The 21446-nt window shown below is 72.6% G+C and carries 22 protein-coding genes; 12 read left to right on the top strand and 10 right to left on the bottom strand.

The features are described from left to right. Positions 1 to 140: 140 nt before the first annotated feature. Positions 141 to 953: a hypothetical protein gene (locus ACLQ21_RS03980; protein WP_425661703.1), complete on the bottom strand. Its 813-nt coding sequence runs from the start codon at positions 951 to 953 to the stop codon at positions 141 to 143. A gap of 242 nt (positions 954 to 1195) precedes the next feature. Here ACLQ21_RS03980 and ACLQ21_RS03975 point away from each other — a divergent pair, with 242 nt between their 5' ends. Then, a complete protein-coding gene (locus ACLQ21_RS03975; protein ID WP_425661701.1) occupies positions 1196 to 2533 on the top strand; it encodes a hypothetical protein in 1338 nt (445 codons plus the stop codon). A 19-nt stretch (positions 2534 to 2552) separates the two neighbouring features. Here ACLQ21_RS03975 and ACLQ21_RS03970 read toward each other — a convergent pair whose 3' ends face one another. Next, positions 2553 to 2921 carry a hypothetical protein gene (locus ACLQ21_RS03970; protein WP_425661699.1) on the bottom strand — a complete coding sequence of 123 codons (369 nt, stop codon included), beginning with the start codon at positions 2919 to 2921 and terminating at the stop codon, positions 2553 to 2555. A gap of 204 nt (positions 2922 to 3125) precedes the next feature. Here ACLQ21_RS03970 and ACLQ21_RS03965 point away from each other — a divergent pair, with 204 nt between their 5' ends. Together ACLQ21_RS03965 and ACLQ21_RS03960 are read left to right on the top strand one after the other, a co-directional pair. Then, the gene (locus tag ACLQ21_RS03965) at positions 3126 to 5369 is read left to right on the top strand and encodes an ATP-dependent Clp protease ATP-binding subunit (protein WP_425661697.1); all 2244 of its coding nucleotides are present in this window, start codon (positions 3126 to 3128) and stop codon (positions 5367 to 5369) included. 95 nt (positions 5370 to 5464) lie between these two features. Continuing rightward, complete coding sequence (locus ACLQ21_RS03960) at positions 5465 to 6928, top strand: sugar porter family MFS transporter (RefSeq protein ID WP_425661695.1); 1464 nt, start codon at positions 5465 to 5467, stop codon at positions 6926 to 6928. 11 nt (positions 6929 to 6939) lie between these two features. On the opposite strand, the gene ACLQ21_RS03955 is transcribed toward ACLQ21_RS03960, so the two are convergent. Together ACLQ21_RS03955 and ACLQ21_RS03950 are read right to left on the bottom strand one after the other, a co-directional pair. Continuing rightward, a complete protein-coding gene (locus tag ACLQ21_RS03955) occupies positions 6940 to 7383 on the bottom strand; it encodes a hypothetical protein (protein WP_425661693.1) in 444 nt (147 codons plus the stop codon). Positions 7384 to 7458: 75 nt separating this feature from the next. After that, positions 7459 to 7785 carry a hypothetical protein gene (locus ACLQ21_RS03950; protein ID WP_425661691.1) on the bottom strand — a complete coding sequence of 109 codons (327 nt, stop codon included), beginning with the start codon at positions 7783 to 7785 and terminating at the stop codon, positions 7459 to 7461. 395 nt (positions 7786 to 8180) lie between these two features. Here ACLQ21_RS03950 and ACLQ21_RS03945 point away from each other — a divergent pair, with 395 nt between their 5' ends. Continuing rightward, complete coding sequence (locus ACLQ21_RS03945) at positions 8181 to 9716, top strand: DEAD/DEAH box helicase (protein WP_425662405.1); 1536 nt, start codon at positions 8181 to 8183, stop codon at positions 9714 to 9716. A gap of 181 nt (positions 9717 to 9897) precedes the next feature. Here the strand turns inward: ACLQ21_RS03945 and ACLQ21_RS03940 are convergent, their stop codons facing one another. Beyond that, positions 9898 to 10869 (bottom strand): ROK family protein, encoded by a 972-nt coding sequence (locus ACLQ21_RS03940; protein ID WP_425661689.1) that lies wholly within the window; start codon positions 10867 to 10869, stop codon positions 9898 to 9900. 98 nt (positions 10870 to 10967) lie between these two features. Between ACLQ21_RS03940 and ACLQ21_RS03935 the strand changes: the two genes are divergently transcribed. Beyond that, positions 10968 to 11741, top strand: a complete 774-nt coding sequence (locus ACLQ21_RS03935) for an endonuclease/exonuclease/phosphatase family protein (protein WP_425661687.1) — start codon at positions 10968 to 10970, stop codon at positions 11739 to 11741. A 41-nt stretch (positions 11742 to 11782) separates the two neighbouring features. Beyond that, positions 11783 to 12895 (top strand): SRPBCC domain-containing protein, encoded by a 1113-nt coding sequence (locus tag ACLQ21_RS03930; RefSeq protein WP_425661685.1) that lies wholly within the window; start codon positions 11783 to 11785, stop codon positions 12893 to 12895. Between the two features lie 16 nt (positions 12896 to 12911). On the opposite strand, the gene ACLQ21_RS03925 is transcribed toward ACLQ21_RS03930, so the two are convergent. Beyond that, the gene (locus tag ACLQ21_RS03925; RefSeq protein ID WP_425661683.1) at positions 12912 to 13586 is read right to left on the bottom strand and encodes a YdeI/OmpD-associated family protein; all 675 of its coding nucleotides are present in this window, start codon (positions 13584 to 13586) and stop codon (positions 12912 to 12914) included. 122 nt (positions 13587 to 13708) lie between these two features. On the opposite strand from ACLQ21_RS03925, the gene ACLQ21_RS03920 reads away from it, so the two are divergent. The 3 genes from ACLQ21_RS03920 to ACLQ21_RS03910 are packed head-to-tail and all read left to right on the top strand — an operon-like array spanning position 13709 to position 15740. Further along, positions 13709 to 14644 (top strand): hypothetical protein, encoded by a 936-nt coding sequence (locus ACLQ21_RS03920; RefSeq protein ID WP_425661681.1) that lies wholly within the window; start codon positions 13709 to 13711, stop codon positions 14642 to 14644. 41 nt (positions 14645 to 14685) lie between these two features. Beyond that, positions 14686 to 15117: a phage holin family protein gene (locus ACLQ21_RS03915; protein WP_425662404.1), complete on the top strand. Its 432-nt coding sequence runs from the start codon at positions 14686 to 14688 to the stop codon at positions 15115 to 15117. Then, a complete protein-coding gene (locus tag ACLQ21_RS03910) occupies positions 15114 to 15740 on the top strand; it encodes a DUF3618 domain-containing protein (protein WP_425661679.1) in 627 nt (208 codons plus the stop codon). Before ACLQ21_RS03915 ends, ACLQ21_RS03910 begins: the two co-directional genes overlap by 4 nt. Before the next feature lie 78 nt (positions 15741 to 15818). Here the strand turns inward: ACLQ21_RS03910 and ACLQ21_RS03905 are convergent, their stop codons facing one another. Then, the gene (locus ACLQ21_RS03905) at positions 15819 to 16868 is read right to left on the bottom strand and encodes a threonine aldolase family protein (protein ID WP_425661677.1); all 1050 of its coding nucleotides are present in this window, start codon (positions 16866 to 16868) and stop codon (positions 15819 to 15821) included. Positions 16869 to 17009: 141 nt separating this feature from the next. On the opposite strand from ACLQ21_RS03905, the gene ACLQ21_RS03900 reads away from it, so the two are divergent. The 3 genes from ACLQ21_RS03900 (at position 17010) to ACLQ21_RS03890 (ending at position 19127) form a co-directional block, all read left to right on the top strand. Then, positions 17010 to 17357 (top strand): hypothetical protein, encoded by a 348-nt coding sequence (locus ACLQ21_RS03900; protein ID WP_425661675.1) that lies wholly within the window; start codon positions 17010 to 17012, stop codon positions 17355 to 17357. 41 nt (positions 17358 to 17398) lie between these two features. Next, the gene (locus ACLQ21_RS03895; protein ID WP_425661673.1) at positions 17399 to 18766 is read left to right on the top strand and encodes a cryptochrome/photolyase family protein; all 1368 of its coding nucleotides are present in this window, start codon (positions 17399 to 17401) and stop codon (positions 18764 to 18766) included. Positions 18767 to 18860: 94 nt separating this feature from the next. After that, positions 18861 to 19127, top strand: a complete 267-nt coding sequence (locus tag ACLQ21_RS03890; RefSeq protein WP_425661671.1) for a hypothetical protein — start codon at positions 18861 to 18863, stop codon at positions 19125 to 19127. Positions 19128 to 19296: 169 nt separating this feature from the next. Here the strand turns inward: ACLQ21_RS03890 and ACLQ21_RS03885 are convergent, their stop codons facing one another. Genes ACLQ21_RS03885 through ACLQ21_RS03875 form a run of 3 tightly spaced genes read right to left on the bottom strand, consistent with a single transcriptional unit; the run spans position 19297 to position 21319 of the window. Continuing rightward, a complete protein-coding gene (locus ACLQ21_RS03885) occupies positions 19297 to 20037 on the bottom strand; it encodes a hypothetical protein (protein WP_425661669.1) in 741 nt (246 codons plus the stop codon). Positions 20038 to 20048: 11 nt separating this feature from the next. Beyond that, positions 20049 to 20963 (bottom strand): ABC transporter ATP-binding protein, encoded by a 915-nt coding sequence (locus ACLQ21_RS03880; protein ID WP_425661667.1) that lies wholly within the window; start codon positions 20961 to 20963, stop codon positions 20049 to 20051. Continuing rightward, positions 20960 to 21319: a GntR family transcriptional regulator gene (locus tag ACLQ21_RS03875; protein WP_425661665.1), complete on the bottom strand. Its 360-nt coding sequence runs from the start codon at positions 21317 to 21319 to the stop codon at positions 20960 to 20962. The genes ACLQ21_RS03880 and ACLQ21_RS03875 overlap by 4 nt, the downstream gene beginning before the upstream one ends. Positions 21320 to 21446: the final 127 nt, after the last annotated feature.

Below are 21446 nucleotides of genomic sequence, written 5' to 3'. Positions count from 1 at the left end.
CTCCCTTGTGATGCGAGCCTCGCACCCGGGAGGTGTCCGCGACGTTGCGGAGAGGCTGGCCGTCAAGTTCAGGCTTGGCGGCCACCCTACTCCCGGAAGCGACGCTCCCGAGCGTCGCCATGATCCGAGCCGTGCGGTCGCTACCGTCGCGGCTCTGTTGAGGTGACCTCGAAGCCCGCCCGGTCGACCCGCCGGTGGAAGCGCATCCCGGCGAGCCCGCCCAGCACGGCGCCGACGAGCGCCACGATCGCGACGCCGATGGCGGAGATGATCGCCGCAGTCGTCGCCTGATCCTCCGGGAGCGGCAGCGTCGGCATCGCACCCGGTGGCAGGGCGAAGTTCTGACCGGCGACGAGCCCGATGAGCGCTGCCACGATCGCGATGATCACCGCCCAGGCCCAGACCGCGACGCCCTGCTTCGCGCCGTCGAACCGCGCCATGCGCCCGGCGACGTAGCCGCCGCAGTAGTAGCCGATGAACCAGATGGCCAGGAGGATGACGATGCCCCAGATGCCGGTCGACTGCAGGTTCTGCTGCGCATCCTGGACGGCGTCGCCGATGCCGCCGGACAGTGAGGCGATCAGCGCCGCGATGGCCGCCGCGAGCGCGGTGAGCAGCACGACGGCGCCGGTGGCCGTCAGCCAGCCGAAGAACGCGGAGCCGACCTTCACGCCGCCGAAGCGCTCGCGCTCCCGCGCGACCACGGTCTCGCGGTCGTGCCGGACGTCGGCCGTGCGCCCGGCCTCCATGCGGCGCTCGCGGCCGTCGGCGACGCCGTCGCGATCGCGGTCCCGCCCGCCCGCAGCCTCTCGGTGGTCGGCCACGCCGTCACCGTCGCGATCGGCGGCGACGTCGTGCCGCCTCGTCACGTCGTCGCTGGCGCTCTGGCGGTCGGGGTCGGGGCGGTAGGGCTGGCTCCGAGGGGTGGAGTCGTTCGGGCTGGCGGTGCTCATGTCGATCTCCTCGTTCGCTCGCGTCGCTGCGCTCGACAGGTCGCCGCGATCGGCGCCCTGTACCCCAGTATCGGCCGGTATCGCGCGCCGTGCCGGTTCTCCCAGGTCGCGTCCAGCATCCGCGATCGCGCAGGACGTCGAAGCTCGCTGCGGGCGGGTCGTGGGTCCTCCGGAGTACCTTGCTCGCTGAGCAGGAAGAGCCACTCGGGGGAGAACGGCCGATGATGCGAACGATCGGAATCGTGGTCTTGTCAACAGCGGTGCTGCTTGCGCCGGCTGCGCCGTTCGCTCCAGCGGCTGGCGGGTCGGCCACCACCTCCGCGGTCGTCGCCGCCCCGGTCGACGTCCCGACGCCCGGGGCCGTCGCGGACCTCGTCGACCCGGGTGGTGTGCTGGATGCCGCCGCAGACGGCATGTCCGCGGAGCTGACGGACGCCCTCGCGACGCTGGAAGCCCACCCGGTCCGCGACGCACTGGGGCTGTACGAGTGGGACCGCGATGCTCGCATCCTGAGGGTGCACGCGCACGGCGATCGCGCGGCGATCGAGGCGGCCGTCGCGGACGTCCTCCCCGCGGGCAGCTTCGAGATGGTCATGGACCCATACCCGATCTCGCAGCTGGTCGCGGCGTCGGATGCATTGGCGCGTCAGCACACGGTGCATGGCATCCGGATCGCCCATGCCGGCCCCCGCGTCGACGGCAGCGGCATCGAGGTCGGCGTCGTCGCGCCCCACTCGACCCTGCCGATGACCCTCGCTCGGGTCGCAGAGCAGATCGAGGCTCGGTTCGAGGTGGACTACCCGGTCACCGTGGTCGATGCTTCGCAGGCGATCGCGACGGATCGGCAGTTCCAAGGCGAGCCGTACTGGGGCGGAGCCCACATCAGCAGCCCGGTCGCGGGGACTGCGGCGTACAGCGCGTGCTCCTCCGGGTTCGCCGTGGAGCGACCCGCTGTTCCGTCGAACGAGGCCGGGATGCTGTTCGCCGATCACTGTGGCGAGGTCGGCCGCGTCTGGGGAGCCGGCCTGTACTCCAACAGCCCGCTGTTCGGCACGGCGCAGGAGACCTTCGCCGACGGGGCGGACATCCGCATGCTCACCGGGCCGGTCACGTACTGGGGTGTGAACTTCGTCGGGCCGTTCGATACCTCGAGGGGCGTCGCGGTCCGGGGGTACAGCCCGCCGGTGCTCGGTCACAGCTGGTGCACGAACGGCTCGCAGTCCGGAACGGTGTGCGACAACACCGTGACTTCAGGACCGCAGACGCTCAACCTCATCGTCGATGGCGAGGTCGTCAGCTACAGCAACGAGTATCGATCCGTGCAGACGGCCGATCTGCCGGCGGCGGGGAGCGGCGACAGCGGGGGACCGGTCTTCCGCATCGTCGAGGGAGAGCTGTACGCCGCGGGCATCATCAGCGCCATCGAGGGTGGCAGCGACGTGTGCGCGGGGAAGCCCGCTTCGACCTCTCGCAGGTGCAGCGCGGTCGTGTGGACCGCCGGGCTCGACGCCTTCTTCGACAGCAATCCTGAGTGGCGCATCCTCACGTACCCGCCGTCGACCGCGGAAGGGGCTCCATGAACGCCTCTGCGGATGCGCGTCAGCGCAGCAGCGACGCGAGGCTCGGGATGGGGATGAACGGCATGTACTCGTTCCAGCCGAGGAGGAACGAGAACAGCACGTGGATGAGGGGCGCCGAGATCGTGCTGAGCAGCAGATAGAGGAGCGTCCGTCTCCAAGGGAGCCGGAAGACGATCGGCGGCAGCAGGATCGTGACGAGCGCCGGCACGGGGTAGTAGATCCACCAGGGGAGGCCGAGCGCCGTCGCGCCGTACTTGCCGAACAGCATGCCGAGCACGACCACGATCGCCGAGACGACCAGCACCGCGCGGCGCCGTCGCATGAACAGCGCGCGTCCCAGCACGAGACGGAGCATGGCGATGAACAGCGCGAGCGACGCGACGATCATGACCGGGAAGTGCCAGGCGGTGTCGATGGCGGCTCCTCCAGCTCGACGGCGGGACGAGCATCCCGGTGGTCGTGACGCTACCGGGTTGCGAGACCGGATGCCGCGCTCAAGGCGGGAGGAGATGTGCCGTGCTCCTAGCCAATCTCCCGCATCCGGAGTAAACTTGAGTCAACACCACTCAAGTTTGGATCGATGGGGGAATCGATGGCACGAATGGGGGGCATGATGCCCGGCCAGGAGGATCAGCGGTCGGCGCTCGAGCAGTTCGGCACCGACCTCACGGAGCTCGCGCGCTCCGGCAAGCTCGACCCGGTGATCGGCCGTGACGCCGAGATCCGGCGCATCAGCCAGGTGCTCTCGCGCCGCACGAAGAACAACCCGGTGCTCATCGGCGAGCCCGGCGTCGGCAAGACCGCCGTCGTCGAGGGTCTCGCGCAGCGCATCGTGGCGGGCGACGTGCCCGAGAGTCTCAAGGGGAAGGCGCTCGTCGCGCTCGACGTCAACGCCATGATCGCCGGCTCGAAGTACCGCGGCGACTTCGAGGAGCGCATGAAGAACGTGCTCGCCGAGATCGCGAAGGCCGAGGGGCGCATCGTCACGTTCATCGACGAGCTCCACATCATCATGGGCGCCGGCGCGGCCGAGGGCAGCCAGGGCGCGAGCAACATGCTCAAGCCCATGCTGGCGCGCGGCGAGCTGCGCCTCATCGGCGCGACGACGCTCGACGAGTACCGCGAGTTCATCGAGAAGGACGCGGCCATGGAGCGCCGCTTCCAGCAGGTCTACGTCGGCGAGCCGAGCGTCGAGGACACCGTCGCCATCCTGCGCGGGCTCAAGGAGCGGTACGAGGCGCACCACAAGGTGACGATCGCCGACAGCGCGCTCGTCGCCGCCGCATCCCTCTCGAACCGCTACATCACCGCTCGCCAGCTGCCCGACAAGGCGATCGACCTCATCGATGAGGCCGCGAGCCGGCTGCGCATGGAGATCGACTCGGCCCCCACCGAGATCGACCAGCTGCGCCGCACCGTCGACCGCATGGAGATCGAGCGGCTCGCGCTCAAGCGCGAGCGGGACGACGCCTCGAAGGAGCGCCTCGCCGCCCTCGAGGAGAGCCTCGCCTCGCAGCGCGCCGAGCTCGCCGAGCTCGACGCGCGCTGGCAGACCGAGCGCGCGAGCCTCAACCGCATCGGCGGGCTGCGCGAGCAGCTCGACGAGCTGCGCAGCCGAGCGGAGCGCGCCCAGCGCGAGGGCGACCTCGAACGAGCATCGCGGCTGCTGTACGGCGAGATCCCGCAGATCGAGCGGCAGCTGAAGGACGCCGAGGCGAGCGCCGCCGAGGCGGGCGCCCGCATGGTCGGCGACCAGGTGACGGCCGACGACATCGCCGCGGTGGTCGCGGCGTGGACGGGCATCCCCGTCGGCCGCCTGCTGCAGGGCGAGACGGCGAAGCTGCTCGCCCTCGAGGGCGAGCTCGCGCACCGCGTGGTCGGGCAGCGGCAGGCCGTCTCGGCGGTGTCGGATGCGGTGCGCCGCACCCGCGCGGGCGTCTCGGACCCGGACAAGCCCACCGGTTCCTTCCTCTTCCTGGGCCCCACCGGTGTCGGCAAGACCGAGCTGGCGAAGGCGCTCGCAGAGCTGCTCTTCGACGACGAGAAGGCGCTCGTGCGCATCGACATGTCGGAGTACGGCGAGAAGCACTCCGTCGCGCGCCTCGTGGGCGCCCCTCCCGGCTACATCGGCTACGAGCAGGGCGGGCAGCTGACCGAGGCGGTGCGCCGCCGGCCGTACTCCGTGATCCTCATGGACGAGGTCGAGAAGGCGCACCCCGAGGTCTTCGACCTGCTGCTGCAGGTGCTCGACGACGGCCGGCTCACCGACGGCCAGGGCCGCACCGTCGACTTCCGCAACACCATCCTCATCCTCACGTCGAACCTCGGCTCGGCCTACCTGACCGACCCGACGATCTCGCCCGAGCAGGGGCGCGACGAGGTGATGGGCGCCGTGCGCGCGGCGTTCAAGCCGGAGTTCGTGAACCGGCTCGACGACATCGTCATCTTCGACGCCCTGTCGCTCGACGACCTCGGCGCCATCGTCGACATCCAGATCCTGGGGCTCGACCGTCGCCTGCGCGAGCGGCGGCTGATCGTCGAGGTGACGGATGCGGCACGCCAGTGGCTGGGGGAGCGCGGCTACGACCCGATGTACGGAGCGCGACCGCTGCGCCGGCTCATGCAGCGCGAGATCGACGACCGGCTCGCGCGAGCACTGCTCGCAGGGGAGGTGCGCGACGGCGACACCGTCGTGGTCGACGTGCAGCCGGGCGGCTCGGGCCTGTGGGTCGGTGCGCAGGGCGCCGAGCGCCCCGCGCAGTGGTCGTTCGACGCCGACGACGCCACGGACCTCGTCGATGACGTCGTCGAGGGGGAGGCGCTCGACGACCGGTAGTCGCCGCGGCCGCGGTCCGGCGTGGGCCCGGCAGGGCATCCGCGGCACGGCATGATCGATCGGGTGCGATCGCGCACGGAACCGGAGGACCACTCGTGGCCGTCGCATCGCATCCCGCTCGGGCCGAGCCCGGGCTGCCGCCGCTGACGCCCGGTCCGCACACCCGTCGGCTGGGCGTCATCTCGATCGTCGCCTGCTTCGGCGGGCTGCTGTTCGGCTACGACACGGGCGTGATCAACGGCGCCCTGCGGCCGCTGAGTGCCGAACTCGGGCTCGAGGCGCTCACCGAGGGCATCGTGACGAGCTCGCTCGTCTTCGCCGCCGCCGTCGGCGCGCTCCTCGGCGGGCGCGCCTCCGACCGGTTCGGCCGGCGCACCGTGCTGATCGTGCTCGCCGTGGTGTTCCTCGTGGGCACCGTCGTGCTCGTCGCAGCCCCGGGCTTCGCGGTGCTGGTGGCGGGGCGCATCCTGCTCGGCCTCGCGGTCGGCGGCGCCTCGACGGTCGTGCCGGTGTACCTCGCGGAGCTCGCGCCGTTCGAGATCCGCGGCTCGATCTCGGGCCGCAACGAGCTCGCGATCGTCTCGGGGCAGCTGGCGGCGTTCGTGGTGAACGCGCTGATCGGCAGCGCGCTCGGCCACGTCGAGGGGGTCTGGCGCATCATGTTCGCCGTGTGTGCGCTGCCGGCGATCGCGCTGTTCATCGGCATGCTGCGCATGCCCGAGTCGCCGCGCTGGCTCGCGGAGCACGGCAGGCACGCCGAGGCGCTCGCGGTGCTGCACGGCGTGCGCGCTCCGGCGCGCGCTGCGGCGGAGCTCGCGCTCGTCGAGGCGCTGGTCGAGCGAGCGCCGAGCGGGCGGATGCCGCTGCGCGCGGTGCTCGGCAGCCGGTGGCTCCGACGGATCCTGCTCGTGGGCATCGGCGTGGGCGTCGCGCAGCAGCTCACGGGCATCAACTCGATCATGTACTACGGCCAGTCGGTGCTGGTGGAGTCGGGCTTCTCGGAGTCGGCGGCGCTCGTTGCGAACGTCGCCCCAGGCGTCATCGCGGTCGTCGGCGGCATCGTCGCCCTGTGGATGATGGACCGGCTCGACCGTCGCACGACGCTGCTGATCGGCTTCTCGCTCACGACCGCGTGCCACGTGCTCATCGGCGTCGCTTCGATGGTGCTCGAGCCGGGGCATCCGCTGCGCCCTGTCGTGATCCTGGCGCTCGTCGTCGCGTTCGTCGGGTCGATGCAGACGTTCCTCAACGTCGCGGTGTGGGTCTACCTGTCGGAGATCTTCCCGCTGCCGATGCGCGGTCTCGGCATCGGCATCGCCGTCTTCGCGCACTGGATTGCGAACGGTGCGCTCTCACTGACATTCCCGTCGCTGCTCGGCGCCGTCGGCATCACGGGCACGTTCTTCGTCTTCGCCGCTGTGGGCGCGCTCGCGCTCGCCTTCATCGCGACACAGGTGCCCGAGACGCGCGGCCGCACGCTCGAGGCGCTCGAGGCGGATGTGAGATCCGGGCGGATCTTCGACCGGCACCCGCCCGTCGCCCGCTCAGCGAGGCGCTGAGCGCCGGGCCCTCAGCCGTTGCCCTGGTTCACACGGCCGATGATCGCGTTGGGCGAGTTCGACACGTGCACCGCGGGCAGCGCCGGTCCGTGGTCGGTGATGCGCCGGTAGCCGACGATGCCCAGCACGATGCCGATGGGGATCATCAGCAGCAGGACGACGACGAGCGCGAGCTCCGCGCCCGATCCGCTCGTGCCCGAGAAGAAGACGCTGACGGCGTCGAGCTCGGTGCCGCGCACCGCCTCGGCGGTGGGTCCGACGCGCGAGCCCAGGGCGATCATGGCGCCGATGGTCAAGGCGAGGCCGACGACGAGCATGCCGGCGCCGACGGCGATGCGCCGGCGCGGCTGCGGGGCTGCCTTGCGGCCCGAGCTGTCGACGGTGCGCTGCACGGGGAGCGCGGCGGCTTCGGGCGCGGTGCGCTGGATGCCGATCTCCGTGGGCTTGCCGGCCATCGCCGCCTCCTTCGTCGGGGGTGATCGCACCCTAGCGCCGGAGGCTGGGAAGCGCGACCGCCGGCGCCCGCACGGCTACACCACCAGCACCCACGCGGTCGAGGAGGGCGCATCGGGAGAGGGTCGTCGCGCACCGCCCGGCGAGGTCGTGATGAGTCGATAGCCGGCCGCGATCAGCGCGAGGCCGACGAGCCCGATCGCCATCCAGCCGAGCACGAGCCCGAGGTCTGCAACGGAGTCGCCCTCCACGCCCAGGAAGTAGACCGCGGCGTGGTCCATGCCGTTGTTGCGCGCAGCGGTCGCGGTCGGGAAGACGCGGTTGCCCAGCGCGACGAAGGCGGCGTAGGCGGGCACGAAGCCGGGCAGGTACAGTGCCAGGCCGATGATGTCGCGGCGGCGCATCCGACTCCTCCCGCTCTGGCAGGTCAGCCTAGGACCAGCGGCCGCGGCGCGCACCCCTCGAGCGGATCCTGGCCGGATGTCTGATCGGCCTGCTACGCTGGAGGCACTGTGCGAGCAGGGCCATGCCCTCCGCTCGCCCGCGTCGTAGAACGCTCCTCTCTCCGCCCGGCATCGTCGGGCGTCGACGAACTTCCACGGCGAACGATCGCGGCCACCGCCGCGCTCGCCGAATTGCGTCGACGCATCCACCTCATGTCCGCCCCGCACTGCCACGCCGTGCGCAGGGCCCGGATGCTCACGCAGGCTCAACGAAAGAGCACGCTTTGACTGACACCACCACTCCGACGTTCGCCGAGCTGGGCGTCCCCGCCAAGCTCGTCACCGCCCTCAAGGCGATGGACCGCGAGACGCCGTTCCCCATCCAGGCCGACACGCTGCCCGACACCCTCGCGGGCCGCGACGTGCTGGGCCGCGGCAAGACCGGCTCGGGCAAGACGCTCGCCTTCTCCATCCCGCTCGTCGCCCGCCTCTCGGGCGAGCTCGCCGGCGGCGCCCGCCGCAAGGGCCTGCCGCTCGGCCTCGTGCTCGCGCCGACCCGTGAGCTCGCGACGCAGATCGCGACCGAGATCGCGCCGCTCGCCAAGGCCGCGGGCCTCACCGTCACGACCATCTTCGGCGGCGTCTCGCAGCGTCCGCAGGAGCAGGCGCTCCGCGCCGGCGTCGACATCGTCGTCGCCTGCCCCGGCCGCCTCGAGGACCTCATGAACCAGGGCGTCGCGAGCCTCTCGGCCATCGAGATGACCGTCATCGACGAGGCCGACCACATGGCCGACCTCGGCTTCCTGCCGGTCGTCACCAAGATCCTCGACAAGACGCCGAGCTCGGGTCAGCGACTGCTGTTCTCGGCCACGCTCGACAACGGCGTGGACAAGCTCGTGCGCCGCTTCCTCACCGACCAGGTCATGCACTCGGTCGACGAGGCGAACTCGCCGGTCGCCGCGATGACGCACCACGTCTTCGAGGTCGGCGCCGACGACAAGAACCTGCTCGTGCGCCGCCTCGCCTCCGGCCAGGGCCGTCGCATCATGTTCACGCGCACGAAGCACCAGGCCAAGAAGCTCGCGAAGCACCTCACGGCATCCGGCATCCCGGCGGTCGACCTGCACGGCAACCTGTCGCAGAATGCCCGCGACCGCAACCTCGCGCAGTTCTCCGAGGGCACCGTGCGCGTGCTCGTCGCGACGGATGTCGCCGCCCGCGGCGTGCACGTCGACAACGTCGAGCTCGTGGTGCACGTCGACCCGCCCATGGAGCACAAGGCCTACCTGCACCGCTCGGGCCGCACGGCTCGCGCTGGCTCGGCCGGTGACGTCGTCACCGTCATGATGCCCTCGCAGCGCGGCGACACGATGTCGCTGCTGCGCAAGGCCGGCATCCAGGTGTCGCCGCAGATGGTCGTCGCATCGTCGGACCCCGTCGACCAGCTCGTCGGGCCGTACGCGCCGCACGTGGCTCCGGTCCCCGGCGGCCCCGGCTCCGGCAACGAGATCCAGCAGCAGCAGGGCGGCGGCGGTCGCTCGAGCGGCGGTCGCGGCCGTGGCCGCGGTGCTCGTGACGGTGTCGCCGGCTCGGCAGCGCACGGCGCAGGCTCGGGCGCTGCTCGCGCCGAGCGCCCCCGCAAGGACCGCTCGGGTCGCCCCGACGCCAAGCCGGCAACGGTGGGCGGCGGTCGCGGCGGCCAGGGCGCGGCTCGCTCGGGTGCCCCGGCTCGCTCCGGTGCTCCGGCCCGCCAGGGTCGCGGCCAGGGCGGCGGCGCAGCGCGCGGCGGCTCGTCGGTCGCATGGTCGTCGACCGGCGGCGGCTCGCTGCAGTCCGGTGGCGCCGCGCGCGACGCGGCACCGCGCCGCGGTTCGCGCCGCGCGCAGGGCTGATCCCTCCGCACCCGCGCTCCAGCGCATCCGCCTGATCCAGGCACCGAATGGCCCCTCCCGCTCGCCGGGAGGGGCCTTCTCGCGTCTCGAGCGCCGTCTCGAGTCGCCCGTACCGATCTGCGGGTGCGGCCGCCGTGGACCCGCAGATCGGTGCGGGCTCTTTCGGGCGTCGGCGGCCGGCTCAGCGGGCGGCGAGCACCGCCGCGCCGATCGCCGCCGCGTGGCCGCCGAGCTGAGCGAGCTCGAGCCGGCGCGGCTGTGGCACGCCCTGCAGCGGCGCGTGCGCGGCGAGCTCCCGCTCGATCACCGGCAGCAGCAGGTCGGCGCACTCGAGCATCACGCGGCCGCCGAGCACGACGACCTCGGGGTCGAACGCTGGCAGCAGGCGGCGCAGCCCCGCCGCGACCGCCCACCCGGCGCGCTCGAGCACGGCGAGCGCGGTCGGGTCGCCGGCGCGTGCCGCGCGCTCGAGGTGCACCGCCGTCGCGCGTCCGCTCGGCGCGAGCGCGACCGCCGCCGGCACCGCTGCGGCATCGCGCGCGAGCGCGTTGCCGCCCGCGTAGGCCTCGATGCAGCCGCGCGCCGTGCACGAGCAGACTGGCCCCTGCTCGTCGACCGTGACGTGCCCGAGCTCGCCGGCCAAGCCGTGGGCGCCGATGAGCGGCCGCCCGTCCGCGACGTACGCGCCGCCCACCCCGGTGCCGAGCGCGATCAGGATCGACGACGACGCATCCGCCGCCGCACCCATCGCCGCCTCGCCGACCAGGTACCCGTTCGCGTCGTTGTCGATTGTCACGGGCATGCCGAGCCGGTCGGCGAGCGCTGCCCGCAGCGCGAAGTCGCGCACCGCGAGGTGCGCCGCCCACGTGACGACCTCGCGGTCGCGCGTGAGCCACGCCGCGATCGCGAGGCCGACCGCGCTGATCGGCTCCTGCCCCGTTGCCGCCAGTTGCTCGTCGAGCTCGCGGACCGCGCCCTCGAGCGCGTCCAGCAGGGCCTCTGGGCCGTGGATGCGGTGCGCCCGGTGGGTGCGCGCGAGCACGTCGTCGAGGCTCCATCGCGGGATCGCTGCCCCTCCGTCGCCGCCGACGGGCTCCACGAGGGCCGCCCCCGCGATCTTCGTCCCGCCCACGTCGAGGCCTGCGATCGTCACACGCCCATCCTGCCGTGCCGGCGACCGCCGGTGGGTCCCTCGCCCGACGGCGCCACGCATCCGCCCACGACCGGCCCGCGCGGGGCAGGATGGGGCGCATGCGGCTCGCGACCTGGAACATCCTGCACGGCAGGACCCGTGCCGACCCGTTCGTCGACGCCGCACGCTTCGAGCGGGCGGTGACGGCGCTCGACGCCGATGTGCTGGCTCTGCAGGAGGTCGACCGGGGCCAGCCGCGGTCGGGGCTGCTCGACCTCACCGAGCTCGCCGCCGACGCGACCGGCGGCGCCGTCTCGCGCTTCGTGCCGACGCTCATCGGCGACCCCGCGCACTCCTGGCGGCCCGCCACGACCACCGACCTCGATGCGCCCGGTAACGGCTACGGCATCGCGCTGATCTCGCGCTACCCGGTGCTGCGCTGGCACGTGCTGCGGCTCGAGTCGTCAGCGCTCTTCCGGGCGCCGGCCGTCGCGCAGGAGTCGCACGGCATGATGCGGCTGCGCGACGAGCCGAGGGCCGCCGTCGCCGCGACGATCCGCACGCCGCTGGGGGTCTGGACCGTCGCGTGCACGCACCTGTCGTTCCTCCCGGGTGCCAACGTGCGGCAGCTGCGCCGCACCATGCGGTGGCTGCGCGGCCTGCCGGGTCCGCGCGTGCTCATGGGCGACCTCAACATGCCGGCGGCGCTCGCGCGCCGGGTCACGGACGCGCGGCTGCTGACGCGCGGCGCCACCTTCCCGGAGAGGATGCCGATGGTGCAGATCGACCACGTGCTGAGCCCCGACCCGCTGCCGCTCGCCCGGCAGCTGCGCGTCGCGCCCCCCGCGCTCTCCGACCACCTGCCGGTCGTCGTCGAGTTCGACCCGCGCTGAGCCGGGTGCGCTCGCGCTGCCGCGCGGGCAGACTGGGCGGCATGCGCATCCTGGTGACCGGGTTCGAGCCGTTCGGCGGCGACAGCGAGAACGCGAGCCTCGAGGCGGCGCGTCGACTCGAGGCGGCGTGGGCAGCCGATCCGCAGCCGGGCGTCGAGCTCGTCACGGGCGTCCTGCCCGTCGCCTTCGCCGGGGCCGGCGAGGCGCTGCGCACGCTCGTCGAGCAGCACCGGCCGGATGCGGTGCTCGCCGTCGGCGAGGCCGGCGGGCGCACCGCCATCACGCCAGAGCGGTGGGCCGTCAACGAGGACGACGCACGCATCCCCGACAACGTCGGCGACCAACCGCGCGGCACGAAGATCGATCCCGACGGACTGCCGCGCCGCGCGTCGGGCTTCGACGCCGACGCGCTCGCGAGCGCGATCCTGGCCGTCGGCCTGCCCGCCGACCCGAGCTCCGATGCCGGCCGCTTCCTCTGCAACCACGTCGCGTACCTCGTCGCCGGACTCGACGTGCCCGGCGGCTTCATCCACGTACCGGCGGTGCGCTCGAGCGGCACGGCGGGCGTCGGTGCCGAGACCGACGCGGATGCGTCGCCCAGGGCATCCGCCCTGTCGTTCGACGACCTGGCGTTGGGACTGGCCGCCGCCGTGCGGGCGATCGCGAGCGGCAGGGCCGCGCCGCAGGAGCGCGAGCTGGAGGAGCCGCGCGTCGACCGGGCGGGCACGGTGATCCACGTGCCGCCGGAACGCGTCTACGAGGCGCTGCTCGACCCCGCCGCGCTCGCCGCCTGGCTGCCGCCGGAGGGCGCGACGGGCACGATCGAGCAGATGGACGCCCGCGAGGGCGGCGGCTTCCGCGCCGTGCTGCGCTTCGCGAATCCGACCGACCCGAAGACGACCGACGACTCCGACGCGACGACCGTCACGTTCGTCGAGCTCGTGCCTGGACGGCTCGTGGTGCAGCGCGTCTCGTTCGAGACCGAGGAGCGGCGCTTCCGCGGCGACATGCTCATGACGTGGAAGCTCGAGCCGGTCGAGTCGGGTACCCGCGTGACGGTGTCGGCGACGGATGTGCCGTCCGGCATCGCGCAGCACGACCACGAGGTGGGGCTGGGGTCGTCGCTCGCGAACCTGGCACGGTTCCTCGAGTAGGACCCTGCGCTCGGTCTCAGCCAGCGGAAGACGCCGCGGAGGCTGCGGCGGCCGCCGCCCGCTCCACCCACTTCGGAGTCTCGCCGTAGCGCTGCGGCGGGATGAGCCGCCCTGCCGCCGAGTCGTCGGCGAGCTGCTTCGCGCGCTCGACCCGGGTCTCCTCGCGCTTCGCGCTCAGCACCCACGCGATCGCGCCGCGGCGGTAGCTCGCGGTCGCCTCGGCGAGGAACGCCTGCGCCGCAGGCGAGGCGTCGACGTGCGCCTGCAGCTCGGGCGGCAGCGCATCGGTGCGCGTCTCGTACGCGTAGATCGCGGTGCGCTCGTCGCGCCTGGCCTTGAACGCCGCGATGCCGGCCGGGCGCATCCGCCCCTCCGCCATCAGGCGCTCCACGTGCGCGACGTTCACGGCCGACCAGTTCGACGACGGCTTCCGCGGTGTCCACCGCTGGCGGCGCGCGTCGTCGTCGATGCGCTGCGAGAGCGAGTCGATCCAGCCGAAGCACAGCGCCTCGGGCACGGCTTCCGCCCAGGTCAGCCCGCGCGGCTCGACGTGCTTCGCATTGAGGCCCATCCACAGCTCCGTGCTCGTCTCGTGATTCGCCTCGAGCCACGCTCGGAACTCCGCCGCATCGCGGAAGAACACCGCGGGTCGCTCCTCCGTGCCGCCGGGCGTGCCGTGCTGTGCGTGCATGACGAGAGGGTCGCACATCCTGGGTGTGACCTGGATGACGTCTGGAGGAGACACTCAGGATTGGGGTACACCATCCCTAGGAGCGCGGGAGTCCTCCCGCAGTCAACAGGATTGGATGACTCATGACCGACGCATACCAGCCCAATGACCCGCTCGCCCGGCCGGCCGGTGTCCCGCCGGAGGCAGAAGCGGTAATCGTCACGCCCGTCGTCCCGGCGACCGGCACCACCGGCACGACCGGCACGACCGGCGGCGGCAAGGCCTCGGACGTCAAGGACACCGCCAAGCAGGAGGCCGGGAAGGTTAAGGAGACCGCAGCCGACGCCGGCCGCCACGTCGCCGACACCACGAAGGAAGAGGCCAAGCGAGTCGGCGCCGAGGCGAAGCACCAGGCCCGTCAGCTGCTCGACCAGTCGGTCGGCGAGCTCAAGGGCCAGGCGAAGTCGCAGCAGCAGCGCGCCGCAGGCGGCGTGCGCACGTTCGGCGACGACCTGCGGAAGATGGCCAGCGGCGAGGGCGGTGGCAGCGGGTTCGCCGCGCAGGTCGCGAACGAGCTGAGCGACCGTGCCAGCACCGCAGCCCAGTGGCTCGAGGACCGCGAGCCCGCCGACCTGCTCCAGGAGGTCCAGCGCTTCGCACGTCGTCGTCCGGGCACCTTCATCGCGATCGCCGGCCTCGCCGGCCTCGTCGTGGGACGCCTGGCGAGTGGCATCATCGGTGAGGCGAAGGACGAGCGGGAGCGCGAGGAGATGCGCTCGGGCGGCACGTACAACACCTATGCCACCGGCGCCTACGGCACGGACACCTACGCCACGGGCGGCACCTACGGCACGGACACCTACGGCACGGGCGCGGGCCTGTACGACACCGGCGCCGGAGTCGGCGCAGGCGCGGGCACCGGCACCTACGGCGCAACGGGTGCAGAGACCGTCGACGAGGAGCCGTGGCTGGGCGAGCGTCCGGCCGGCATGGGCACCGGCACGCCCGTGGACACGAACCTCCCGACGCAGCCCGGCGGATTCGGCAGCCCGACCAGCCGGAGGGAGGACGGACTGTGAGCAGCGCCGAGACTCCTAGCCGCGCCGCCCACGCCGCGAACATCGACCCTGCGCTCGCGGCGGCCGACACTCCCGCTGAGGAGCGAGCCGCCACGCAGTCGCTCGGCGACATCGTCGGCGACCTGACGCGCGACTTCTCGACGCTCATGCGCGACGAGCTCGCGCTCGCGAAGGCCGAGGCGACCGAGCAGGCCAAGCGCGCCGGCAAGGGTGCGGGGATGCTCGGAGGTGCCGGGTACGCCGGTCACCTCGTGATCCTGTTCCTGTCGTTCGCCCTCATGTGGGCCCTCGGCGACCTGTTCGGCCACTGGGCCTGGGGCGCGATCGTCGTCGCCGTCATCTGGGCGATCGTCGCCCTCGTGCTCTACCTGCAGGGCCGCAAGGCGCTCAAGCAGGTCGAGCCCATGCCCGAGACGGTCGACTCCGTCAAGCACATCCCCGACGCACTGCACACCAATGAGGAGCACCGATGAGTGAGACACCCGAAGAGATCCGCGCCCGCATCGACCGCACGCGCGAGAACGTGAGCGAGGACGTCGACGCCCTCGCCGAGAAGGTCTCGCCGAGCAGCATGGTGAACCGGCAGACCGAGCGCGTGAAGGGCAAGCTGGGCGACGTCAAGGACCGCATCTTCGGCTCCGACGACAACGACCCCGGCGCCGTCGGCCGAGTCGGCGAGAACATCGGCGACAAGGTCGGCCACGTCGGCGACCGGGTCGGTCAGGTGGGCGACGATGTGCGCCACACCGCCGACCGTGCCGTGCAGAAGGCGAAGGGCAACCCGCTCGCCGTCGGGCTCATCGCCTTCGGCGTCGGCGCGCTGATCGCGTCGCTCATCCCTGCGAGCAGCGTCGAGAAGGATGCGGCCAGCAAGGTGAAGGACGCCGCGCAGCCGCTCATGGAAGAGGCGAAGGGCATGGCGCAGGAGGTGGGCGAGAACCTCAAGGAGCCCGCCCAGCAGGCCGCGCAGTCCGTCAAGGACGAGGCGCAGGCCGCCGGCCAGCACGTCAAGGAGGAGGCGCAGTCCGCCGCCCAGGACGTCAAGTCCGACGCGCAGGACGCCAAGCAGCGCGTGCAGGACGAGACCAAGAGCTGACCCAGTCAGCCGAGTCCCGCAGTTGAGGGCCTGCGTCCGAGTCGACATCGACTCGGCCGCAGGCCCTCGTCTCGTGGACTACCCGCCGACGGCCTCGCGCACGGCCGCTGCCAGCGCATCCACGTCGGCCTCGGTCGTGTCCCACGTGCACATCCACCGCACCTCGCCCGCGGCGGCGTCCCAGTCGTAGAAGAAGAACGCCTCGCGCACGCGGTCGGCGACGCCTTGCGGCAGTCGCGCGAAGACGCCGTTCGACTGCGTGGGGTACGCGAACGAGACGCCCGGCAGCTGCTCGACCGCGCCCCGCAGGCGCGCCGCCATGGCGTTCGCGTGCGTCGCGTTCTCGCGCCACAGCTCGCCCTCGAACAGGGCGATGAGCTGCGCCGAGATGAAGCGCATCTTCGACGCGAGCTGCATGTTGAGCTTCCGCAGGTAGACGAGCCCGTGCCCGGCGCGCTCCGAGAGCACGACGACCGCCTCCGCGCCCATCGCCCCGTTCTTCGTGCCGCCGAGCGAGAGGATGTCGACACCCGCGTCCGTCGTGAACGCCCGGAACGGCACGCCCAGCGCGACCGCCGCGTTGGCGATGCGCGCGCCGTCGAGGTGCAGCAGCATGCCCTTCGCGTGCACGTGGTCGGCGATCGCGCGGATCTCGTCGGGGGAGTACAGGGTGCCGAGCTCGGTCGACTGCGTGATCGACACCGCGAGCGGCTGCGCCCGGTGCTCGTCGCCGTAGCCCCACGCCTCGAGGTCGATGAGCTCGGGCGAGAGCTTGCCGTCGGGCGTCGGCATCGTCAGCAGCTTCATGCCGCCCACCCGCTCGGGCGCGCCGCCCTCGTCGACGTTGATGTGGGCGCTCTTCGCCGCGACCACCGCGCCCCAGCGCGGCAGCAGCGACTGCAGCGCGAGCACGTTCGCGCCGGTGCCGTTGAACACCGGGAACGCCTCCGCCTGCTCGCCGAAGTGCCCGCGCACGACCGACTGCAGGTGCGCGGTGTAGTCGTCGGCGCCGTAGGCCGTCTGGTGGCCGCCGTTCGCGGCTGCGATCGCGGCGAGCACCTCAGGGTGCACGCCGGAGTAGTTGTCGGAGGCGAAGCCGCGGCGATCCGCGTCGTGGAGCGTCTGCACGCGACCATCCTCGCAGGGCGCGGCCGCCGCCTCCGCATCAGCCGGCCCTCGGCGACGCACAGTGCGGCCCCAGGTTGGGGGAACAGAGTGCTCCTCGGAACCAGCGGCGCCGCGGGTGCCGCGCGAGGAACGGAGGAGCAGATGTCCGACGGGACCGAGCAGAGCGGGACCGAGGGAATCGACACCGGCGAGGTGACCGTGCCCGAGAGCGCGCGCGTCGTGCTGCCGGACGACGCGATCAAGGATCGCGCGGGCAAGCTGGGGGCCGCCGAGTGGCCCGCCGGGGAGGCGGATGAGCCGCACGGCCAGGCCGCCGTGGCCGAGAGCCAGCCCGACGCCGGCACGGCCGTCGCCGGCACCCCGTCGGCGGAGGACGAGCGGCTGCGCGCGGAGCGCGCGACCGACGACGGGGAGCTCACGCCGAGCGACCCCTCGCAGCCGATCGAGCAGGCGACGCCGCCCGCGAACCTCGCAGAGCCGCTGCGTTGAGCACGCACTGGGCGCCCTGCGGGCGAGAGTAGCCTGCCCGCATGGCTGCCCAGATCGTGTGGTTCCGGCGCGACCTGCGGGTGCGCGACCACCCGGCGCTCGCCGCCGCGGCGGCGGCAGGCGAGGTGCTGCCGGTGTTCGTCGTCGATCCAGCCTTCGCGGGCGCCGGCGCCGCACGTGCCGCCGCGCTCCGCACCGCGCTCGCCGCGCTCCACGCGTCCACCGACGGGGCCCTCGTCGTGCGCTCCGGCCGTCCCGAGCAGGTGATCCCCTCGCTCGTCGGCGAGGTGGGGGCGGATGCGGTGCACGTCTCGGGCGAGTCGACGCCTGGCGGTCGTCGCCGCGACGCCCGAGTGGAGGCGGCGCTGGCCGAGGCGGCGCTCGCGGCGCCGCTCGTCGCGACCGGCTCGCCGTACGCGGTCTCGCCGGGCCGCGTCAGGAAGGGCGACGGGTCGCCCTTCCGCGTCTTCACGCCCTTCTCGCGCGCGTGGCTCGAGCACGGCTGGCGAGCGCCGGCCGAGCTGCCGCGCGGCATCCGATGGGTGCGGGGCATCGAGAGCGAGCCGCTGCCCGAGCCGCCGTCCACGGCGGCGGAGCTCTCGTGGGCGTCGGAGGAGGGGGCGCTCGAGCGCTGGGACGCGTTCCTCGACGGGCCGATCGACGACTACGACGCGCACCGCGACCGCCCGGATCTCGACGGCACCTCCCGGCTCTCGATCGCGCTCAAGCTCGGGACCGTGCATCCGCGCACACTGCTCGCGGACCTCGATCGAGAGGCGCCCCGGCGCGGCAAGGCAGCGCAACGATCGCTCAAGCGCTTCCAGGCCGAGCTCGCCTGGCGCGAGTTCTACGGCGACGTGCTGTGGCACCACCCGCGCTCGGCCTGGGCGGATCTCGGCGAGCAGCTGCGCGGCATCGCCTACGACGAGCCGCGCGAGCCGTTCGACGCGTGGCGTGAGGGCCGCACCGGGTTCCCGTTCATCGACGCAGGGATGCGGCAGCTGCTCGCGGAGGGCTGGATGCACAACCGCCTGCGCATGGCGACCGCGAGCTTCCTCACGAAGGACATGCACATCTGGTGGGTGCACGGCGCCCGGCACTTCATGCAGCACCTCGCCGACCACGACCTCGCCTCGAACAGCCACGGCTGGCAGTGGACGGCGGGCACGGGCACGGATGCGGCGCCCTTCTTCCGGGTCTTCAACCCCGTGCTGCAGGGCCAGAAGTCCGACCCCGACGGCGACTACGTGCGCCGCTGGGTGCCGGAGCTGCGGCACATCCCCGGGTCCGCGGTGCACGAGCCGTGGAAGTGGCCCGACGGCGTCGCGCACGGCTATGCCGAGCGCATCCTCGACCATGCCGCCGAGCGGCGCGAGGCGCTCGCTCGGCTCGAGGCGCTGAAGGCCTGACCGCACTCAGTCGCGATCCAGGTCGGCGGAGAAGACTGCCCGCGCGGACCCAGCGGCGCCGGCCGGCGCCGCCCGCGGCAGGAGGGAGATCGCGATGACGGATGTGACGCAGAGCGGCGACGGCGAGCTGCAGCCCGGCGGCACCACGGGCGCGGAGCACGACGGCGGCGTGCAGCAGGTGGCCGCCGAGTCGCAGGACGCCCTCGACGAGGCGCTCGACGGCCGGTCGCCGTGGGGTGCCGACCGACCGATCAGCGGCGAGCCGACCGACCCGCTCGCGGGCTCCGGTGCCCCGGTGGAGGGTGCGGGCGAGCCCGCCGACGCCATCGCTGCCGACGAGGAGGGCGACACCGCCCCCTGACGGTCGGCCCAGGCGCGCCCGCCCTGAACGCGAGTCGAGGGGGGGGGGGGGGGGGGGCGGGGGGGGGGGGGGCGCCCCCCCCCCCCCCCCCCGGCGGGGGGGGGGGGGCGGGCGCCGGCCGCGGCCGCGGCCCCCCCCCCCCTCGACTGCGCGGCGGGGGCCGGATGCGTCAGCGCGCCTGGGCGCGCCGCACCAGCGCCAGCCACACGCCGGCGCCCACGGTGCCCATCGCGGCGACCACGAGCATCCACCAGCCCCAGTCCATCCGGGCGACGGCACCGACGACGTCCTGGAACGGCTCCGAGAGCATGATCGCCGCGACGAACGCGAGCACGACGGCGGCCAGCGCGATCCAGAACACCCAGAGGAACGACTGGCCCCAGCGGTGGAACGCCGTGGTGATGGCCGCGCCGATGAGCATCACCGACAGGATCAGCAGGAAGGTCTGGATGAGCGTCTGCCACCACTCGCCCATGCCGGTGTAGACGACGTCGAAGAAGCGGATGCCGAGGCCGAAGCCGCCGGTGGCCACCTCGATCACCTTGCCCACCGTGACGATCGACGCGTAGAAGGCGGCGTTGCCGACGAACACGAGCGCCGTGCCGGCGGTGAACTCGCGCCGCGTGAGGCCGAGGCCCAGCGCGAGCGGGAAGTACTGCCCCATCGCGATGAAGCCGAAGCCGATGAGCGGACCGAGCAGCGCGAAGATCGCGCCGTTCCACTGCATGCCCATGCTCATGCCGTCGCGGGCGTCGGCGAGGTCCGACTCACCCATCGAGCCGGCCACGTTGAGCACGAGCGCACCGATGATGAGCGTGATGGTGAGCGAGATGGCCATGATGACGAGCGGCCAGCCGAAGGCCTGCAGCCGGTTGACGGTGTGGAGCTGGACGACGTTGCGGATGCGCATGACGGCTCCTCTCAGTGGTTCGCGACGTCGGTCGCGGAGACGGATGCGGTGGCCGCTGCGGCCGCCGCGCTGGCGGTGGTCAGGTGCACGAACAGCGCCTGGAGGGAGACGGGGGTCACGTCGAGCCCGGCATCGCGCGCGGCGCGCTCGTCGCCGGGGCGGGTGGCGAAGGTCGCGGTCGCGAGCGTGCCCAGCACGGTGCGATCGAGCACCTCGCGGCCCGTCAGGAACGCATCCACGTCGGCAGCGCGGCCGGAGACCGCGATGGCCGCGTCGTGCAGCTCGTCAGTGTCGGCGTCGAGCAGCACGCGCCCCTGGTCGAGGATCACGACGTGCTCGAGCAGGTTCGCGACCTCGTCGATGTGGTGCGTCGAGAGCACGACGGTGCGAGGGTGCTCGCTGAAGTCGGCGAGCAGGCGGTCGTAGAACATCCGCCGGGCGACCGCGTCGAGGCCGAGGTAGGGCTCGTCGAAGAACGTGATCGGCGCTCGCGAGGCGAGCCCGATCACGATGCCGATCGCCGACAGCTGGCCGCGCGAGAGCTTCTTGATCATGCGCTTGACCGGCAGCCGGAACTCGTCGACGAGCTGGTCGGCGAACGCCTGATCCCAGTGGGGGTAGGCGCCGGCGGCGATCCGCAGCACGTCGATCGCGCGGAACGTGTCGGGGTACTTCTGGCTCTCCTGGATGAAGCAGGTCTGCGCGAGCACCTCGGCGTTCTCGACCGGGCTGGCGCCCAGCACCTGCATGCTGCCGGAGGTGGCGAACACCTGGCCGGTCAGCAGCTGCATGAGCGTGGTCTTGCCGGCGCCGTTGCGGCCGAGCAGGCCGTGGATGCGGTGCTCCTCGAGCGCGATCGAGACGCCGTCGAGGGCGCGCACCTCTGGGTAGTGCTTGGCGAGCTGCTGGGTGACGATGGCGGTCATCGTGCGACTTCCTTCGTGATCATGTCTGCGAGGTCCTCGGCGGAGATGCCGAGCTGTGCTGCCTCGCGGAGCAGTGGTGCGATGAACTGGTCCTGGAACGCGAGCCTCCGGCGCTGCCGGAGCGCCTCGCGGGCGCCGGGGGCGACGAACATGCCGATCCCTCTCCTCTTGATGAGCACCCCGGCGTCGACCAGCAGGTTGAAGCCCTTGCCGGCGGTCGCGGGGTTGATGCGGAGGAAGGCGGCGAGCTCGTTGGTCGAGGGGACGGGATCGTCCTCGGCGTAGGTGCCGTCGAGGATCCCGTCCTCGATCTGCTCTGCCACTGCTACGAACAGCGGCTTGCTGTCGTCGAGCATGCTGCTTCCTTCGGGTTGATGTGGGTCGGATGTGCGCACATCCGGAAGCGGGCTGCGCATCCCGCTTCAGTGGTTCATTACTCGACTAATGAACCACAGAACCCCGACCAGCGCAACCGCCATCCGC

It is taken from the genome of Agrococcus sp. DT81.2, from assembly GCF_049844935.1.
In the GTDB taxonomy this organism is placed as follows: Bacteria; Actinomycetota; Actinomycetes; order Actinomycetales; family Microbacteriaceae; genus Agrococcus.
Note: the sequence above shows the minus strand (reverse complement) of the source record. Positions and strands in the feature narration are given on the sequence as shown.

Excerpts from the sequence above, each read along its gene's own strand:
- ACLQ21_RS03890 (WP_425661671.1), top strand. The coding sequence starts at position 18,861 with ATGACGGATGTGACGCAGAGCGGCGACGGCGAGCTGCAGCCCGGCGGC.
- ACLQ21_RS03900 (WP_425661675.1), top strand. The coding sequence starts at position 17,010 with ATGTCCGACGGGACCGAGCAGAGCGGGACCGAGGGAATCGACACCGGC.
- ACLQ21_RS03895 (WP_425661673.1), top strand. The coding sequence starts at position 17,399 with ATGGCTGCCCAGATCGTGTGGTTCCGGCGCGACCTGCGGGTGCGCGAC.
- ACLQ21_RS03980 (WP_425661703.1), bottom strand. The coding sequence starts at position 953 with ATGAGCACCGCCAGCCCGAACGACTCCACCCCTCGGAGCCAGCCCTAC.
- ACLQ21_RS03955 (WP_425661693.1), bottom strand. The coding sequence starts at position 7,383 with ATGGCCGGCAAGCCCACGGAGATCGGCATCCAGCGCACCGCGCCCGAA.
- ACLQ21_RS03875 (WP_425661665.1), bottom strand. The coding sequence starts at position 21,319 with ATGCTCGACGACAGCAAGCCGCTGTTCGTAGCAGTGGCAGAGCAGATC.
- ACLQ21_RS03925 (WP_425661683.1), bottom strand. The coding sequence starts at position 13,586 with ATGCACGCACAGCACGGCACGCCCGGCGGCACGGAGGAGCGACCCGCG.
- ACLQ21_RS03950 (WP_425661691.1), bottom strand. The coding sequence starts at position 7,785 with ATGCGCCGCCGCGACATCATCGGCCTGGCACTGTACCTGCCCGGCTTC.
- ACLQ21_RS03930 (WP_425661685.1), top strand. The coding sequence starts at position 11,783 with ATGCGCATCCTGGTGACCGGGTTCGAGCCGTTCGGCGGCGACAGCGAG.
- ACLQ21_RS03885 (WP_425661669.1), bottom strand. The coding sequence starts at position 20,037 with ATGCGCATCCGCAACGTCGTCCAGCTCCACACCGTCAACCGGCTGCAG.
- ACLQ21_RS03920 (WP_425661681.1), top strand. The coding sequence starts at position 13,709 with ATGACCGACGCATACCAGCCCAATGACCCGCTCGCCCGGCCGGCCGGT.
- ACLQ21_RS03880 (WP_425661667.1), bottom strand. The coding sequence starts at position 20,963 with ATGACCGCCATCGTCACCCAGCAGCTCGCCAAGCACTACCCAGAGGTG.
- ACLQ21_RS03935 (WP_425661687.1), top strand. The coding sequence starts at position 10,968 with ATGCGGCTCGCGACCTGGAACATCCTGCACGGCAGGACCCGTGCCGAC.
- ACLQ21_RS03910 (WP_425661679.1), top strand. The coding sequence starts at position 15,114 with ATGAGTGAGACACCCGAAGAGATCCGCGCCCGCATCGACCGCACGCGC.
- ACLQ21_RS03970 (WP_425661699.1), bottom strand. The coding sequence starts at position 2,921 with ATGATCGTCGCGTCGCTCGCGCTGTTCATCGCCATGCTCCGTCTCGTG.
- ACLQ21_RS03965 (WP_425661697.1), top strand. The coding sequence starts at position 3,126 with ATGGCACGAATGGGGGGCATGATGCCCGGCCAGGAGGATCAGCGGTCG.
- ACLQ21_RS03945 (WP_425662405.1), top strand. The coding sequence starts at position 8,181 with ATGGACCGCGAGACGCCGTTCCCCATCCAGGCCGACACGCTGCCCGAC.